The sequence below is a fragment of the Bradyrhizobium sp. HKCCYLS3077 genome (genome assembly GCF_051167555.1).
In the GTDB taxonomy this organism is placed as follows: Bacteria; Pseudomonadota; Alphaproteobacteria; order Rhizobiales; family Xanthobacteraceae; genus Bradyrhizobium.
This window is the reverse complement of record NZ_JBNPTH010000008.1, coordinates 282,244-298,158: the sequence shown is the minus strand read 5'-3', so window position 1 is coordinate 298,158 and position 15,915 is coordinate 282,244. Positions and strand designations below refer to the sequence as shown.

The 15,915-nt window shown below is 64.5% G+C and carries 8 protein-coding genes; 2 read left to right on the top strand and 6 right to left on the bottom strand.

Annotated elements, in window-relative coordinates:
* Positions 1–18: 18 nt before the first annotated feature.
* The 4 genes from ACQR0Z_RS29765 to ACQR0Z_RS29750 all read right to left on the bottom strand — a co-directional run bounded on the left by ACQR0Z_RS29765 (position 19) and on the right by ACQR0Z_RS29750 (position 5,021).
* On the bottom strand, positions 19–1,065 hold the full coding sequence (locus ACQR0Z_RS29765) for an ABC transporter ATP-binding protein (RefSeq protein ID WP_434878981.1): 1,047 nt from the start codon (positions 1,063–1,065) through the stop codon (positions 19–21).
* 223 nt (positions 1,066–1,288) lie between these two features.
* Entirely contained in the window at positions 1,289–2,191 is a 903-nt protein-coding gene (locus ACQR0Z_RS29760; protein WP_434920983.1) for an ABC transporter permease, read from the bottom strand.
* A 2-nt stretch (positions 2,192–2,193) separates the two neighbouring features.
* Entirely contained in the window at positions 2,194–3,147 is a 954-nt protein-coding gene (locus ACQR0Z_RS29755; RefSeq protein WP_434878983.1) for an ABC transporter permease, read from the bottom strand.
* Positions 3,148–3,404: 257 nt separating this feature from the next.
* Positions 3,405–5,021, bottom strand: a complete 1,617-nt coding sequence (locus ACQR0Z_RS29750) for an ABC transporter substrate-binding protein (RefSeq protein ID WP_434920982.1) — start codon at positions 5,019–5,021, stop codon at positions 3,405–3,407.
* Here ACQR0Z_RS29750 and ACQR0Z_RS29745 point away from each other — a divergent pair.
* Together ACQR0Z_RS29745 and ACQR0Z_RS29740 are read left to right on the top strand one after the other, a co-directional pair.
* Positions 5,002–5,244 (top strand): hypothetical protein, encoded by a 243-nt coding sequence (locus ACQR0Z_RS29745; RefSeq protein ID WP_434878985.1) that lies wholly within the window; start codon positions 5,002–5,004, stop codon positions 5,242–5,244. The genes ACQR0Z_RS29750 and ACQR0Z_RS29745 overlap by 20 nt on opposite strands.
* A 26-nt stretch (positions 5,245–5,270) precedes the next feature.
* On the top strand, positions 5,271–6,866 hold the full coding sequence (locus ACQR0Z_RS29740; protein ID WP_434920981.1) for an ABC transporter substrate-binding protein: 1,596 nt from the start codon (positions 5,271–5,273) through the stop codon (positions 6,864–6,866).
* A 283-nt stretch (positions 6,867–7,149) separates the two neighbouring features.
* Here the strand turns inward: ACQR0Z_RS29740 and ACQR0Z_RS29735 are convergent, their stop codons facing one another.
* Positions 7,150–9,378, bottom strand: coding sequence for a CHASE2 domain-containing protein (locus ACQR0Z_RS29735; protein WP_434920980.1), 2,229 nt, complete (start codon positions 9,376–9,378; stop codon positions 7,150–7,152).
* Between the two features lie 81 nt (positions 9,379–9,459).
* Positions 9,460–15,759 (bottom strand): Npun_F0296 family exosortase-dependent surface protein, encoded by a 6,300-nt coding sequence (locus ACQR0Z_RS29730; protein ID WP_434920979.1) that lies wholly within the window; start codon positions 15,757–15,759, stop codon positions 9,460–9,462.
* Positions 15,760–15,915: the final 156 nt, after the last annotated feature.

The window sequence follows — 15,915 nt, the reverse complement described above, 5'->3', positions numbered from 1 at the left end:
TCTCGCTTCTGGTGTCCGTCAGGCCGGTGCACGGCTGTGTCCCGAGCCTGGGATCGCCATGTGGCAGGCGGCCTGATGGCCCATTGTATCCAGCTCCGTCAGTTTTGGCGCGGCATTCGCGCATAGCGCCTCGGCGAACGGGCAGCGGGTGTGGAAGCGGCAGCCGGCCGGCGGGTCGATCGGATTGGGCGGATCGCCGGACAGCGGCGGCGTCTCGGTGCGCCGGTCCGGATCGGAGGACGGCATCGCCGCGAGCAACGCGCGCGTATAGGGATGCGCCGGCTTGGCCCAGACCTGCTCGACCGGACCAAGCTCGACCACCTCGCCGAGATACATCACCAGCACGCGGTCCGAGATGTAGTTGATGACGTTCAGGTCGTGGCTGATGAACAAATAGGTCAGGCCGAACTCGCGCTTGAGGTCCATCAGCAGGTTCAGCACCTGCGCCTCGACCGATTTGTCGAGCGCGGAGACGGCCTCGTCGAGAATGACGAGGCGAGGCGAGAGAGCGAGCGCGCGGGCGATGTTGACACGCTGGCGCTGGCCGCCGGAGATCTCGTGCGGATAGCGGTTGGCGAAGGTTTCCGGTCGCAGACCGACCTTGCCGAGCAGTTCGCGCGCCAGCGCGCGGGCCGCGCCGTCGGCCATGCCATGCACCTTCGGCCCGAACGCGATCGACTCCTCGATCGTCAGTCGCGGATTGAGCGAGGCATAGGAGTCCTGGAACACCATCTGCATGCCCCTGCGCAGCTCGCGCAGCGAGATCTCGTGCCCGACTTGCCGGCCGTCGAAGATGATCTCGCCGGCATCGCGGTCCATCAGGTGCATCAGCAGCCGCGCCGTCGTCGACTTGCCGCAACCGGACTCACCGACGATGCCGACCGTCTCGCCCTTGCCGATGTTGAACGAGACATCATCCACCGCCCGCACCGTCTTGCGCGCCCCGAACAACACGCCGCGCACGGGGAAGTGCTTGGTCAGTCCGTCGACGCGCAACAACGGCTGCGCCTTGCCGCCAAGGTCTTCGATCGGCGCGAGACCGGTCACGGTTGCTGCTTCGCTCATGATGCACCCGAACTTACGCGACAGAGACGGTACGCTCCCTCTCCCCGTTCTTCACGGGGAGAGGGTTGGGGTGAGGGGCAGCCGCACGGGAAGTACCTCAAGTGAGACCTGTACCCCCTCACCCGGATTGCATCTGTCGATGCAATCCGACCTCTCCCCGCAAGCGGGGCGAGGTGCACTGCCGATGCCGCGCGATTGTCGCTCCAAATCAGCATGATCACCATCAGCTCCGGATATCCATCGCGCTGCGCAGGCCGTCGCTCAGCAGATTGAAGCAGATCGACACAGCGAAGGTCATCACACCGGGTAGCGCCGCCACCCAGGGATTGACGTAAATCGCCGTGCGCAGAGTGTTCAGCATCAGGCCCCATTCCGGCTCCGGCGGCTTGGTGCCGAGGCCGAGGAAGGACAGACCGGCGGCGAGGATCATCGACACCGAGATCAGGCCAGTCGCATAAACAAAGATCGGCCCGAGCACGTTACCCAGCATGTGCGCCCGCATGATCGTGAAGGCGTTCGCACCCGACGCCCGCGCGGCCTCGACGAAATCGCGATTGCGCACGCCCGTGGTGACGCTCTCCGCGACGCGCGTGATCTGCGGCACGAACACGATGGTCAGCGAGACAATCGAGTTGGTGATGCCCGCTCCGAGCGCACCGGAGATCGCGATCGCCAGCAGCACCGAGGGGAAGGCGTAGAACACGTCGATGGTGCGCATGATCATCGTGTTGACCCAGCCGCCGACATAGCCGGCGACGAGGCCGAGCATGGTGCCGATGCCGAAGGCCAGGATCACCGGCGAAATGCCGATCAGGAGCGACAGCCGGCCGCCATAGATCAGCCGCGCCAGCATGTCGCGGCCAAGCTCGTCGGTGCCGAGCGGATAGTTCGGCGTGCCGATGTGGCGCAGGCGGCGGATCATCGAGCCCTGATAGGGATCGGCGAGATGCAGATAGGGCGCGAGCAAGGCGGAGAGAAAGATCAGCAGCAGGATCGCGACGCAGACCATGCTGACCTTGTCCCGGACGATGCGGCGGCCGACGGTGGCCCAATAGCCGCGCGCGTTGGCCATTGGCGCGGCCTGCAGGGACGGGTCGTTGACCGCGCTCGGGGAACTCACGTTCATCGCTAGCCCCGCTTGATGCGCGGATCGATCGCGGCCTGCGCGATGTCGACCACGAGGTTGAGGATGACGAAGAACATCGCCAGCACCAGGATCGTGCCCTGCAGCAGCGGCAAATCGCGCTGGAAGATCGCCGAGTTCAACAGCAGGCCCGATCCGGGCCAGGAGAACACCGTCTCGATCAGGATCGAACCGCCCAGCATGTAGCCGAGCTGCAGACCCATCACCGCGAGCGCGGTCGGCGCGGCGTTCTTCAGCACGTGGCGGAACACCTGGGTTTCGCGCAAGCCCTTCGCGCGCAGTGCCTCGACGAAGTCCTGGCTCAGGATGTCGCCGGTCAGCGCGCGCACGGTGCGCGTGATGATGCCCATCGGAATGACGGAGGTGGTGATCGCCGGCAGGATCAGGAAGCGGATATGCGCCCAGTCCCATGACCACGCGCCGGAGCCGGATGGACCGGCGCCGACAGCCGGCAGCCAGTTCAGCTCGACCGAGAAGATGATCACCAGCACCATGCCGAGCCAATAATGTGGCACGGACACGCCGGCGATCGCGATCGAGGTCGCGACCTTGTCGATCCAGGTGTCGCGGAAGTAGCCGGCGACGAGGCCGAAGAACAGGCCGAGCGAGAAGCCGATGATGGCGGCGGCGATCGCGAGCGTCACGGTGTTCGAGACGGCGCGCAGGACCTCGGCGAGCACCGGGCGGCCGGTCGCGATCGAGCTGCCGAGATCGCCATTGATCGCACGCCACAGCCACAGGCCGAACTGCACCGGCAGCGGCTTGTCGAAGCCGTAGGCGGTGCGCAGTTGCTGCGCCAATTCCTGTGAGGCGTCAGCCGGCAGCACCGCGACGAGGGGATCACCGGGCGTGATGTGAACGAGCATGAAGCAGACGAGCGCAACACCGATGATGATCGGGATCGCATAGACCATCCGCCTGGCAGCATAAGAGAGCACGAGTCACCTTCGGTTGACTCTCCACCGCTGCAGAGAGTCGCGAGAAACAACCGTCACGAAGAAAGCTCCCCTCCCCCACGCCGCAATCGCGAAGCGATTGTCGGCAGCGGGGAGGGGTCGGGGGTGGGGGTCCCCACGAAGACTGCCGCCGGGGTACCCCCCTCCCCACCCCTCCCCCGCAAGGGGGGAGGGAGCGCAGCGGGGCAAGCGGCGAGATCAGCCTGCGAACGTGGACGAATACTCCACCACGCCAACAACTAGTCCACCGAGATCGGCGAGAAGTCGATGAACCAGCTCTTCGGCTGCACCACGCCCTTGACCCTCGGGCTCATCGCGCGCGGGCCGACGTCGTGGGCGACGTAGAGGAACGCCGCGTCGTCGACGGAGGCCGCATGCAACTCGGCCAGCGCCTTGTCGCGCTCGGTCGGATCGAAGGTCTGGCGCGCCTTTTTCACCAGCTCATCGAACTTCGGGTTGTTGATGAAGCCCCAATTATTCGACACCGGCGGCGCCATCGACGACTGCAGGAAGCGCACCAGCGCGAAGAACGGGTCCATCGCCGCATAAGTCACGTTGGTGGCGTTGGCGCCGTTGGCCGAGGCATCCTTGGCGCCGCGGCGCCAGTTGGTGAACAGCGTGTTCCACTCGATGACGTCGAGCTTGACGTCGAAATAGCACTCCGCCAGCGCCTGCTGCAGATACTCGTTCATCGGCAGCGGCTGCATCTGGCCCGAGCCCGACGCCGAAGTCTGCGTCTTCACCTCGAGCTTCTTGTTCGGGCCGTAGCCGGCCTCCTGCATCAGCTTCTGCGCGGCCGCCTTGTCGTACTTGATCTCGAAGGTCACGTTGCCGCGCCAGGGATGGCCCTTCTCAAAGGTGCCGCTCGCCGGCACCATCAGGCCGGCCAGCAGACCGTCACGCAGGCCCTCGCGATCGATGCACAGATTGGCCGCCTTGCGGACGCGGATGTCGTTCCACGGCGAGCCTTCGATACGCGAGAACTGCCACGGCCAGACATGCGGCTGCTCATTGGCGTAGAGCTTGAAGCCGCGCTGCTTGATCTCCGGCAGCGCATCCGGCGCCGGCGCTTCGACCCAATCGACCTGGCCGGACAGCAGCGCCGCGGTGCGCGCATTCGCTTCTGGCATGGGCAACAGGATCATCTTGTCGGTCTTTGGGACGCGCGCCTTGTCCCAATAGGCCTCGTTCTTGACGAGCTCCAGCCGCTCGCGCGGCGTGAACTTCGCCATCTTCCACGGGCCTGTGCCCGCGGCGTCCTTGGCGAACGCCGCCCACGCGGCTTGCGACTTCGCCTTGTCATCGGCGCCGGTGGCGGACTCATAGAGCTTCTGCCACTTCGCCGGGCTCGCCATGAACAGGTTGGTGAGGTTGATCGGCAGGAAGCTGTCCGGCTCCTTGGTCGTCAGCTCGACCGTGAGATCATCGATCTTGCGCGCAGAGGCGAGCGTCGGCATGCGAGAGGCGGTGACGCCGACCTGGCTCGGATCGAACTGCGGTGCGTCCTGCTTCAGCACCTTCTCGACGTTCCACACCACGGCGTCGGCATTGAACGGCGAACCGTCATGGAAGGTCACGCCGGGACGCAGCTTGAAGGTCCACTTGGTCTTGTCGGCGTCGTCCACCTTCCACTCGGTGGCGAGGCCGGGAATGACGACGCTCGGCTTGTCCGCGGACGACAGGTCCCACATCGTCAGCGCGTCGTACATCGTGAGGCCGGTGAAGCGGTTGCCCTCAAAACCCTGGTCGGGCTGGCCGAGCGTGCGCGGAATATCGGCGGCAGTCATGCCGATGCGCAGCACCGACTCCGCGCCGGCCTGCGCCGGCAGCATGAGGATGGCGGCGCTCGTCATCATCGCGGTCGCAACGGCCGCGCGCTTTTTCAGTGAGGTCGCAAGACGCAAAAGCACGATGGATATCTCCGATCAGCTGGCTAATTTCTGGGCAGCATTATGCAACGCCTATGCCAGCGGTGCTCCCAAGCGCCCGCCTGCGACGCGTGGTCACAACCGTTTGTGCTCAAACGATCCCGCCGGAGGGCTTGGCACCCGTATTGCAGGTTTGGCGCGTCGAATTTGATCCGGTTTTTACGGAGCTTCACACTGATGCGTATGAAATTGTCCTTGCTGGCGACTGCGCTTGCGCTCGGCATCTCTACTATGGCCGCGCATGCTGAAACGGTTCTGCGCTACGGCATCTCGATGGCCGACATCCCGCTGACGACCGGCCAGCCCGATCGCGGCGCCGGCGCCTATCAGTTTACCGGATACACGATCTACGATCCGCTGGTCGCGTGGGACATGAGCGTCGCCGACAAGGCGGGCAAGCTGATCCCGGGCCTTGCCACCGAGTGGAAGGTCGACGACGCCGACAAGACCAAATGGCGCTTCACCCTGCGCAAGGGCGTCAAGTTCCACGACGGCAGCGACTTCAATGCCGATGCGGTGATCTGGAATCTGGACAAGGTGCTCAACGATAAGGCACCACAGTTCGACAAGCGGCAGAGCGCGCAGGTCAAGACACGGCTTCCGTCGGTGGCGAGCTACGCCAAGATCGACGACTCCACGGTCGAGATCACGACGAAGACCGTCGACTCCTTCTTCCCCTATCAGATGCTGTGGTTCCTGATTTCGAGCCCGGCGCAATATGAGAAGCTCGGCAAGGACTGGGACAAGTTCGCCAGCCAGCCCTCGGGCACCGGCCCGTTCAAGCTGACCAAGCTGGTGCCGCGCGAGCTCGCGGAACTGACAAAGAATTCCGAATACTGGAACAAGGACCGGCTGCCGAAGACGGACAAGCTGGTGCTGGTGCCGATGCCGGAGGCGCTGACCCGCACCAACGCGCTGCTCGCCGGCCAGGTCGACCTGATCGAGACGCCGGCGCCGGACGCGGTGCCGCAGCTCAAGGCCGCCGGCATGAAGCTCGTCGACAACGTCACGCCGCATGTCTGGAACTATCATCTCAGCGTGCTGCCGGGCTCGCCCTGGACCGACATCCGGCTGCGCAAGGCGCTCAACCTCGCGATCAACCGCGACGAGGTCGTGGGCTTGATGAACGGTCTCGCCAAGCCGGCCAAGGGCCAGGTCGACCCATCGAGCCCGTGGTTCGGCAAGCCGAGCTTCGAACTGAAATATGATCTCGCCGCCGCCAAGAAGCTGGTCGAGGAGGCCGGCTACTCGCCCGCCAAGCCGCTGAAGACCACCTTCATCATCGCACAGGGCGGCACCGGCCAGATGCTGTCGCTGCCGATGAACGAATATCTGCAGCAGAGCTTCAAGGAAATCGGCATCAACATCGAGTTCAAGGTCGTCGAGCTCGAGACGCTCTACACGCATTGGCGCAAGGGCGCGGCTGACGAGATGAACGCCGGCATCACCGCCAACAACATCGCCTACGTCACGTCAGATCCGCTCTACGCCATCGTCCGCTTCTTCGCCTCCGACCAGATCGCGCCTGTGGGCGTCAACTGGGGCGGCTATAAGAATCCGAAGGTCGATGCGCTGATCGCCGAGGCCAAGCAGACGTTCGATCCGGCAAAGCAGGACGAGCTGATTGCGCAGGCCCATGCGCAGGTGGTTGATGACGCCGTGCTGGTCTGGGTCGTGCACGACACCAACCCTCACGCGCTGTCGCCGAAGGTCAAGAAGTTCGTCCAGGCCCAGCACTGGTTCCAGGACCTGACGACGATCGGGGCGGAGTAACGAGCTGTCGTCTCGACCTCGCGGCAACGCGGCTGTCAGATCACATGCCCTCTCCCCTTGTGGGAGAGGGCATTTGCGGCCCATCCGCGAATGCGGTTGGGTGAGGGGTCTCGTTCAACGGGCGCAACTCGCGGAGAGAAACCCCTCACCCAACCGAGCTCCCCGAGCCGTCCTACATCCCCTCTCCCACAAGGGGAGGGGGCGCATTCATGAGCACTGCACTCATCGCCCGGCAACCGCACACTGAAGGGGATAATTCATCGTTGCTAGGGTTTAGTTGGCACTACTTCGATGTCAGCGCGTGAGCGCCGTTCCAGTCCTCTGGCGGCGGATTTTGCCGATAGGCGCGGATGCGCTCTTCGTAGAGATCGAACAGCTTTTCCAGCTCCTTCGCCTCGTCCTTCTTGCGCCCTCGCGCGATCGCCGCCAGCGCTTCGTCCCAGTCGCGGCTGCGATAGGCGGCGAGCATCTCGATGGTCAGGTTGCGCAGCAGCTGGAAGCGCTCGGAATGCATCACGTCTTCGCGGCCGGTGATCGCATAAATCACCTCCGGCTCGCTCTTGCCCTTCACCATGATGAAATCGAGTTCGAGGATCGCGAGCCTGTCTTTCACCGCCATCGCGGTGGCCGCGCCGACGATGATCGGGAAGCCGTACTCCTTGGTCTGGCCTTCCAGCCGTGAGGCGAGGTTGACGCTGTCGCCGAGCGCCGAATAGTTGAACTTCAGGTCGGAGCCCATGTTGCCGACGACGCCGATGCCGGTGTTGAGACCGATGCCGACCTTGAGCGGGATGTAGACGTGGCCGCCATGCGCGGCTTCGTCCTCACGCTCGCCATTGACCCGATCGATCCGATCGAGCATGTCGAGCGCCGCCTCGCAGGCATTGAGCTGATGGTCCTTGTCGGCCAGCGGCGCGTTCCAGAACGCCATGATGGCGTCGCCCATGTATTTGTCGACATAGCCCTTGCGGGCGATGATGGCGTTGGTGAGCGGCGTGAGGAAGCGGTTCATCAGCTGGGTCAGGCCCTGCGGATCGTGCTTGTAGCTCTCCGAGATCGAGGTGAAGCCGCGCACGTCGGAGAACATCACCGTGATCTCGCGCTCCTCGCCGCCGAGCTTGGGCGGCGAGTCAGCCAGTTGCTCGACCAGGACCGGCGACAGGTATTGTCCGAACACCGAGCGCATCTGCCGCCGCTGCTCCTGCTCGCGCACGAAGTTCGCAAAGATGAGCGTCAGATAGACCGCCGTCGTCGAGAGCATCGGATAGGTGAAGTCGATCAGGATTCGCTGCTGGGTGTAGAAGTACCAGGAGACGCCCAGCAGCGCGCTCGCAAACAGCCCTCCCACCGCCACCAGCGTGATCGCGCCCAGCCGCGGTGCGAACAGAATGACGAGCAGTCCGAGCACCACGGCGCCGCCGAACTCGACCGCGATGCCCCAATACGGCCGTGTCAGGATCGATCCGGTCAGGACAGACTCCAGCACCTGGGCGTGCACCTCCACGCCAGGCATGGCTGGATCGACAGGCGTAGTCTTGATGTCGTTCAGGCCGATCGCGGATGGCCCGATCAGGACCAGCTTCTTGGCGATCTTCTCCGGCGCGACCCGCCCCTCGAGCACATCGATGGCGGAAACGTAGATCGACGGATCATGCTTGGCATAGTGGACCCAGATTTTGCCGTTGCCGTCGGTCGGGATCTGAAAGCCGCGCAAGCCAAGGCTGACGATGCCGCCTTCCGCCGTCTTGATCAGCACCGTGTCGGACGCCGTGACAACCCGCAACATCTCGAAGCTGAGCGCGAGCATCGTCACGTCCTGCGCCCGCATGATCATGGGCACCCGGCGGATGATGCCGTCGCGCTCCGGCGGGATCGTGAACAGCCCTCGCCCCGCCGCCGCATGCTCGATCACCGGGACGTTGCGCAGCAGGCCCGGAAACGGCTGCATGAACGGGATCGGATCGTCGCCGAGCATCGCGAACCCCGTCACTGGCAACGTCATGTCGAGATCGGCGCGCGGCTCCGGGCTGCCGGTCTCGCCGAGCACGATGCGCGACCTGCGCAGCGCGTCGGCCAGCACCTGATCGTTCGACGGCAGCGCCTTCAATCTCTCGCGTGTCGTCTCATCGAGATTGGGAAAGGTCTCGGCGGCGAGCGCGGGATTGAGCCGGTCGGGCTCGGCGAAGACCACGTCGAAGGCGATCACGAGCGCCCCCATGCGAGTCAATTGATCGATGATCTCGGCGATTCGCGTCCGGGGCCAAGGCCATTGCCCGAGCTTGGGATCGGACACGCTCTTCTCGTCGATATCGACGATCGTGACCGGCCGGATCGTCTTGGGGCGCGGGCTGAAGGCCTGGAAGCTATCGAAGGTGCGAAGCCGGAACTCCTGCACCGGCGGCGGATCGGCAACGCGTAGTGCCGCGAAGGCGACCAGCAGCAGCAGGCACATCACGCGCGCATAGCCGAACCGGCGCGCGAACCATCGGGGCACTGCCTTCAGTCGTTTCATGCCGCCATCACGCCAAGGACGGACAACCGGAACGAGCGGTCATGCCGAAGAGGACTCCTGCGTAGCCTTGCACGACGGCGCTCAAACCAGGTGGAAGCCGTCGTGATGTGCCTTGAACTGGTCGAGCGTCACGCCCTTGAGCGTCAGCGTATCGTGCGCGGCATCGGTGATGACCGTGTCTTGACCACCGTTGGCGGACTGCGCCGCATCCACCATCGCCTGGACGCTGGCGAACAGCGAATGGTCGATCTCGACGATGTCCTTGTTGAGATTGAGATCGCCGATCGTGGCGCTGCCGAAATGCGGGTTGAAGACGAAGGTGTCGTTGCCACCCTTGCCGAAGATCGTGACGCCGCCGCCGACATTGACGAAATTGTCGTCCTGACTGGTGCCGTTGACGATCGAGGCGCCGTTGCCGGCCAGCGTAATTGTGAGCGGCTTGGTAGCAGACGTGTCGTGGCCATCGCTGACCACGGCCTGATAGGTCACGGTCAGCGTATCGCCCGGCTTGAGGAAGTCCAGGTTCACCGCGTCCGGATGATAGGTCCAGTGCAGCACCTCCTTGTGGCCATCGGAGGTCGCGCTATCGAAGGTGATCGCCGCTGCGCTCGCCAGCGCGTCGACATGGACATTCTCGGGCAGGTTCGACGAGCCGTTGTACTTCACGACACCCTGGCCGAGCACGGACGCGGTCAGCGTATCGCCGATATCCTTGTCGCGAACCGTCAGAGTGCCGGACATGTCGCTCGACAGCTTCACCGGCTGATCCGGGATGTAGCCGGCCGACACATTGTCCAGCTCGAAGGCGTTCTGGCTGCTGGCGAGCACGACCTTGTTGAACGGCGTCAGACCGAGAAACTCGACATAGCCGTTCGACGCAGACGACGTCTGCCCGCCATTGGCGATCAAGGGCGCGACATCGCTGCCTGTATAGGACGCGACCAGCTTGGTGCCGTTGTAGAACGAGATGTTGTTGTAGGCGTCGACCGATCCCCAATACAGCCCGAAACTGTTCTTGATGCTGTCGAAGGTGATCGTCTCGTGCGCGTTGGCGCCGATGGTAAGATATTTGGTCTGGTCCCGGCCGCCATCCATGTAGGGCGCCGACAAAACCGACGAGGAGCCTTGCACGATCCCCGCGGCGCCGCTCGCCGTGAAGGTTGCGTGCAGGGCCTGGCTGTAGAAGCCGTCATGGCCGCGGCCCTCGCCTTCGAAGTCCCACGAGTTGTGATCGAAGGTCTCGGTTGCCATGCCCGCGGTGTTGGCGGTGGCGGAACTCGCCAGCTCGATTGCCCGCTCCGCCAGGATCACGGTCTGCACCGGCGGGTTGGTTTCAGCGACGATGACGGGCGCATCATTGGCGCCGTTGACGGTAATGGTGATGGGCACGTCGACCACGCCACCGCGACCGTCCGCGATTTCCACCGTGTAGGTCAGCGTCACCTGCTGGTCGACGCCGAGATAGTCGAAGCCCTTGTCCTCGGCCGAGAAGGTCCAGGACTGAGATCCCGTGCCTCCGGAGTCGGAATCCGTCAGCGGCCCCAGCGACAGCCAGCTCAGCAATACCGAACTGTCCGGCGGAAGCCCGTCATGCGCGCCCTCGACCGCGACGGCGGTCACCTTCACGGCGTGCGTGTCGGTGACGTCGGCGTCCGTGAAGGTGATGGTGCCTGTTGCCGTATCTCGGAGTTTCGAGCCGGACGTATCCGCGCGCTCTGAGATCTCCGCAGCCTGCGCGTCCGAGGTGATGACGGGCTGATCGTTGGTCCCCGTGATGGTGACGACGACCGTGGAGATCGCGGTGCCGCCCTGGTGATCGTCGACCGTGACCTTGGTGGTGACCATGACGGTCTCGCCGGCGCCGAGGAAATCGAGCGCGCCGCCGGCGATCGCATAGGTCCAGTCGATCGCGCCGTTGTTGGTGTTGGCGCCGTGGCTCAGTTGCAGCGCCTGCTCCAACGCCGCGATCTGGGTCGATGTCAGCTGGTTCGACAGATCGGTCTGGTGATCGGCCGCAGTCCATTTGACTTGCTGGGAGTCGGCGAGGATCGAAGCCGCCGGACGATCCGTCAGATCGACATCGGTGAAGTGAATGGTGCCGGTGGCGGTGTGCGGAGCGGACGACCCGGTCTGCTCGGCGGTTTCCGCGATGCTGCCCGCCTGATCGGGATCGGCAATGACCGGCGCGGCATCCTCCGCCGTCAGCGTGATCAGCGTTCCACCATGCCCATCGGTGCTTCCGGCGAAATGGGCGTTGCTGTAATCGCCGACAAGAGTGAGATCAATGCTGTGCCCCTGACCGTCGGTCACGGTCAGCACGCCGGTTTCGGCGTCGTAGGACGCGGTGGTCGTGGCGCTCCAGGCGATGGTCGACAGGTCGATCTTGTCGCCGACGCCGAGGCCGGCGATCTTGGCGGAGAAGCCCGTCTCGTCGATGACGAGCTCGCTGCCCCCTTCGCTGCTGAAATCGATGGTCTGATCGACATGACCGTCAACCTTCAGCGTCGCGCCGGCGTCGACCTTGATCTGGCCCGAGCCTTCGACGTTGCCGGTGATCTCGAAGGTGCCGGCGACGATCTCGATCGTGCCTTCGTTGTAGATCGTTCCGCTGAGACCGCTCACGCCGCTCGCCGTGATCGTCCCGTAGACGTGCAACTCGCCGTCGCCGCTCACCTTGGTGTCGACCAGAGCGAGGATCGCATCGAGGTCGACGGTGAACACGCCGGCATTCTCGACCTGCACGCCGGACAGAGTCACGTCGTGGCCGGCGATCTCCAGCGTGCCCGCGATCTGGACCTTCAGCGTGCCGCCGGTGAGGCTCGTGCCGCCGTCGAGCACCAGGGTCGACGGCACCGGGGTATCGCCGGCCTCGTCGATGATGATCACGCCGCCGGCATTGTCGATCGTGACATTGTCGAACGTGGACGCCGCCTCGGTCTCGACATGCACCGTGCCGCGATTGACGAGATCACCGCCGGTGATCGTGCTGTCCTCGATCAGCAGCAGCGCGCCCTCGTCCACCTGCACGATGCCGGAGCTGTCGACGGAAACGTCGACGAGGGTCGCGCCCGCGGCCGACGCGACCTCGAGCGTCGCGCCCTCGCCGATCGTCACGTCGACGCTGGTCACCACGGCGCCGCCCTCGAGGGTGAGGACCACCGAACCTTCCGCGAATTGTCCGACGCTGTCGCCGATCAGAACGGAGCCGCCCTGGACGGCGCTGCCGTCGATGACGCTGTCGCCATCGACCGAGATCGTCCCCGCGCCGGTGATGGCCCCGCCAGCGATGGTCGTGCCGCTCAGTGACAGCGCGCCGCTCAGCGCAATGGTGATGGCCGCGGCATTCGCATTGGTGATGGTTTCGTCGTCCAGCGCATTGCCGCTGCCGGACACTGCGATGACGCCGGAATTGTCGACGATGCTGCCGATCAGGGCGCCATGGCCGGCCAGGGCAATCGTTCCGCCGGACTCGTTGGTGATCACGCCCGCGGTGATGCTCGCGTGCGTTAACGTCAGCGTTGCGGCGTCTTCCACCGTGATGCTGCCGCCCGCATTGTCGATGCTGGTGCCGCCGTCAAGCGTCAGTTCGCCATCGGCCTTGATGTCGATGAGGCCGACATTGGTCACGCTCTCATTCGAGAGGATGTTCCCTGTACCGGATACATCGACCGTGCCGAAATTATCGAGCTCGCCGCCACGGATCGCAGCTCCGCCCGTCAACTGCAGCACCCCGCCGGGCTGCTCCGGATTCTCCTCGCCGTCCTGCAGCGTCCCGATATTCTGGATGACCGGCACGCCCTGGATCAGGATGGTGCCGCCGTCGATGCTGCCGCCATCGAGCGTTAGGGTGGCGCCGAGGTCGACCTGGATCAAGCCGGAGCGATCCTCACCGGCGTTCTCGACGTCGGCATGCACGACCAGCGTGCCGGCGCTGAGCTCGATCGTTCCGACGTTGCTGATGATCGCCGAGGCGCCGAACACGCCGCCGCCCGCCAGCAGCACCGTGCCGGAATTGTGCAGCTCGCTCTGGTCGAGCAGTTGCGCCGACCCGCCGACGCTGAGGATCGCATCCGAGAAATTGTAGATGCGGGAATCGGCCTTGGCCGTCAGCGCGCCGCTGATCGTCAGCGTACTGTGATTGTCGAGCTGCGGGACCGCCCCGCCGCCGAAATCGTTCAGGCTCACCGATTTGGCGAAGGCGGCCGAGTCGATCGTCACCGGGAAGGCGGGCGTCAACCCGTGCAACTGATCGGTGATGATGATGACGTCGTCGGCCGCGGTCGGAGCAAGGCCCGTCGCCCAATTCGCGCCGTCGCTCCACAGCATGACCTGGGCGCCGCTCTGCCCATCGGGCTGGGTCGTGGCGATCCAGACCACCGCGGGATCGTCGGTACCGGTAATGGTGACCGTGACCGTCTGCGTCGATGTCGCGCCTTGCGAATCCTTCAAGGTCACCGTGTAGGTGAGCGTCAGGGCCTTCCCGGCCGGGATGAAATCGGCGACATAGACCGGAAGGTCGGCCAGGGTCCAATTGATCTTGCCCGTGCCGCTGCCGGTGCTGTCCAACGCCAGCGACGCCGTCAGCGCCTGCTCGAACAGCGCCAGCGGAGCCGGCGGGATGCTGCCACCGCCCTCGAGAACCGCGCTGCTCAGCTTGGCCGAGACCGTATGGGTATCGGTGAGATCGACATCCTTGAAGGTCAACGTGCCCGATGTCGGATCATCTGATGTCAGCGGCCCGCCGGGAACGCTGGTGCCGCCCTCGAACGCAACCGTCGGGACGCTCGCGACGATCTCGGGCTTGTCATTGGTGCCGGTCACCGTGATCGTGATCGGCACCTCCGTATACTCGTTGGACGGCGCGAAATTGTTGTCGACACGCACCACGTAGGTCAGCGTCAGCGTCTCGCCGGCGGCCAGGAAGTCGAAGGACTTGTCCGGAACGCTGTAGGTCAGCGTTGCCGAGCCGAAGTTCTTGTTCGTGGGATCGGGCACCACCGTGATCTTCACGGCCGTCGCCATCACGTCCTGCACTTGCAGGGCGTTCAACGAACCCGTGACATCGGCCTGATCCACGCTTTTGTAGGCGTAGGATTTGAAGCTGACGGAGACCGTCGGCTTGTCGATGGCATTGACGTCGAGGAAATTGACCCGGCTGAGGACGGTGTCGAAATCGGTCGTATTCCCGGTCTGGCCGGCGCGCTCGACCAGACCGAACGACGTCGTCAGCTTACCGTTGCTGTCGAGAATCCGGACCTCCGGCGCGCCCGGAAGATGCGACGGCTGCTCGGATGTCGTACTCGACGGCGTGGTCGGGGTGGTGGTGTCGGTCAGCTTGATGATCGGCGTCGCGCTGGTGCCGTTGGGCAGCGTCAGGGGCGCCAACGGCTGCAGCACGCCGATATCGGTGAAGTGGGTGTTCGATTTCGGATTCGTGTTGTCGGTGAACTTCAGCGAGAACACGTCGTTGATGAGCTTCTGGATATCCGGCGAGAGCGGCACGGCGCTCTGGTTCACCACGCCGTTGCTGATCTGAATCTGCTGGCCGGCCTGGTTGACCACGGCGATCGGCTGCAGCGTCGTCTTGTCGAACAGCACGTAGGATCCGGTGCGCCCGTCGGGCTCGACCAGCACCTGAAACTTGGCGTCCGGCAAACCGCCCTGACCCGGCACGCTGAAATCGATCTCGACCAGGACGGCGGTGCCGCGAATGCCCATGGTCGCGACCGGCGTGTCGACCTTCATGTCGCCATGCTTGGCGGTCTCGCCGGCGACGAAAGAGATCGTGCCCGCGACCAGGCTGATCAGCGACGAGTTGTTCGACCCGTTGGGGTCGTAGACCATCTCGTTCAGCACCATCCGCGCATTCGAGGAGAGGCCGAACACGGTGCCGTCGATGAAGGTGATGCCGAGCGTCGAATTCGAGCCGGACTGGACGATATCGCCCTTCTCGACGTTGTCGCCGTTGTGAAGCAGGATCGACACGCCGTTGCGGATCACCGTCGCGGTGCCGACCAGCTTCGTCACGTGCCCGATCACCTTGCCGCCCGCAGCGGCGGCGCCGGCCTGACTGACCTGCACCGCGCCCGACAGCGCATTGACGAGGTCGCCGGTCAGATGCGCGCCATCCGGCGAGGCCAGCGGCGCCCGCTTCTCGCCCTTGAAATAGTCGGGGAGCACGAGGTCTCGACCGTCTGACGACAGGATCAGATCGACGCCGGATCGCTTGAAATCGGCACTGAACAGAAAATGCGCATCCGGAACGACGATCGCATCCGCCGGCGCGTGAGCGGGTGGCACGTCCAGCCGCACAGACGCGTGCGCGGGGGTGCCCAGGCCATCGGAGAAAAGCGCGGCGTCAGACTTGCCAGCGTAATTCACGGGGCCACCGAACTATGGTTAATGAATACATAAGAATGAGCGTTCAAAGCGTCCATATCACTGGTGGGTGCCTGGAGGAACCATCTTCAGCTTGTGCCCCCGAGGGCTGGAAACTGCGCCTCCCGCGGGATTGCTTCGATAATGTCAAGATTTCGC

Bases quoted from the DNA above. Each gene is read 5' to 3' on its own strand.
- ACQR0Z_RS29765 (WP_434878981.1), bottom strand. From the start codon at position 1,065: ATGAGCGAAGCAGCAACCGTGACCGGTCTCGCGCCGATCGAAGACCTT.
- ACQR0Z_RS29760 (WP_434920983.1), bottom strand. From the start codon at position 2,191: ATGAACGTGAGTTCCCCGAGCGCGGTCAACGACCCGTCCCTGCAGGCC.
- ACQR0Z_RS29745 (WP_434878985.1), top strand. From the start codon at position 5,002: ATGGCGGCGCTCGTCATCATCGCGGTCGCAACGGCCGCGCGCTTTTTC.
- ACQR0Z_RS29750 (WP_434920982.1), bottom strand. From the start codon at position 5,021: ATGATGACGAGCGCCGCCATCCTCATGCTGCCGGCGCAGGCCGGCGCG.
- ACQR0Z_RS29740 (WP_434920981.1), top strand. From the start codon at position 5,271: ATGCGTATGAAATTGTCCTTGCTGGCGACTGCGCTTGCGCTCGGCATC.
- ACQR0Z_RS29735 (WP_434920980.1), bottom strand. From the start codon at position 9,378: ATGAAACGACTGAAGGCAGTGCCCCGATGGTTCGCGCGCCGGTTCGGC.